The following is a 1,344-nucleotide window of genomic DNA, read 5'->3' on the forward strand; positions in this document are numbered from 1 at the left end:
ACTTTATGTTTTCTATCCGCAGCTGCGATGCTAATTGCTTTTGTAAACAGCAAGATAGGAAAGATGCAAACCACCATCGCCATTACAGCTGGTTCAATGGTTCTTTCTCTACTTATTTTGATCGCCGGTCAAAACAACTGGTTTCACCTTACGGAGATTGCAACCGAGACGGTAACAAGGATCAACTTTGAAGACTTTTTGTTGAAAGGCATCCTTGGATTTTTGCTTTTTGCTGGCGGCTTGGGCATCAAGCTACCCAACTTAAAAGATCAAAAGTGGGAAATCACGGTATTGGCTCTTGGAGCAACCCTGTTCTCAACCTTCTTCATCGGCTTTGTTCTTTATGGCCTTTGTATGCTGATCGGCATACAGTTTGATTTGGTTTACTGCTTGCTATTTGGCGCATTAATCTCGCCTACCGACCCGATTGCCGTTCTAGCTATCGTTAAAAAGTTAGATGCACCTAAACGTATCTCGACACAGATCGAAGGGGAGTCACTATTCAATGATGGCTTCGGCTTGGTTATTTTCGTCACGCTTTTCACCATTGCATTTGGCTCAGAAGCACCAACAGTCGGTAGCGTCACTCTACTCTTCATCCAAGAAGCGATTGGCGGGATCGTCTATGGCTTTCTATTGGGCTTAGTATTCCACTACCTAATCAGTGCTACTGACGATCACTCAATGGAGCTACTACTTACCATCGGTGTTCCTACAGCGGGTTACGCATTTGCTGAGTACATTCATGTTTCAGGCCCACTTGCGATGGTAGTGTCGGGAATTATGATCGGTAACTGGACTCGCTTTATTGGCTTCTCTAAAGAGAGTGAAGACCACCTAGACCACTTCTGGGAGTTAGTAGATGAGTTCCTAAACGGCGTGCTATTCCTATTAATTGGTATGTCGATGCTGCTATTTAAGTTCCATGAAGAAGACTGGATCATGATGGCAATTGCAGTCCCTCTGGTGCTAGCCTCTCGCTATCTCAGCGTCTTTATCTCATACATAGGCTTTAAACGTTACAGAAAATATAACTCGTGGTCTGTAAAAATTCTAACTTGGGGTGGCCTACGTGGCGGTCTAGCGCTAGCAATGGCACTTTCAATTCCATCAGGGATTTGGGTGGTTCAAGACAAGCTGATCGATGTAAAAGAGATCATCCTTGTAATGACCTATTCGGTTGTGGTGTTCTCTATCCTGATTCAAGGTTCAACCATTACACCAATGATTGAAAAGGCGAAAGCTGAAGAAAAAAAGATGGAAGATGAAAAGCTAGCTCAAAGCTCTTTAGCAGAACAAAGAGAACAAACTGAAGCCTAATTCCATTCTCCCCATATTTAAAAA

The 1,344-nt window shown here is 43.5% G+C and carries 1 protein-coding gene; it reads left to right on the forward strand.

Annotated elements, in window-relative coordinates:
• Positions 1-1,320: sodium:proton antiporter (locus R7D93_RS25420; RefSeq protein WP_318129569.1), on the forward strand; the 1,320-nt coding region annotated here is incomplete at its 5' end.
• Between the last annotated feature and the right edge of the window lie 24 nt (positions 1,321-1,344).

Source organism: Vibrio sp. YT-15 (assembly GCF_033337445.1).
GTDB classification, from domain to species: domain Bacteria; phylum Pseudomonadota; class Gammaproteobacteria; order Enterobacterales; family Vibrionaceae; genus Vibrio; species Vibrio alginolyticus.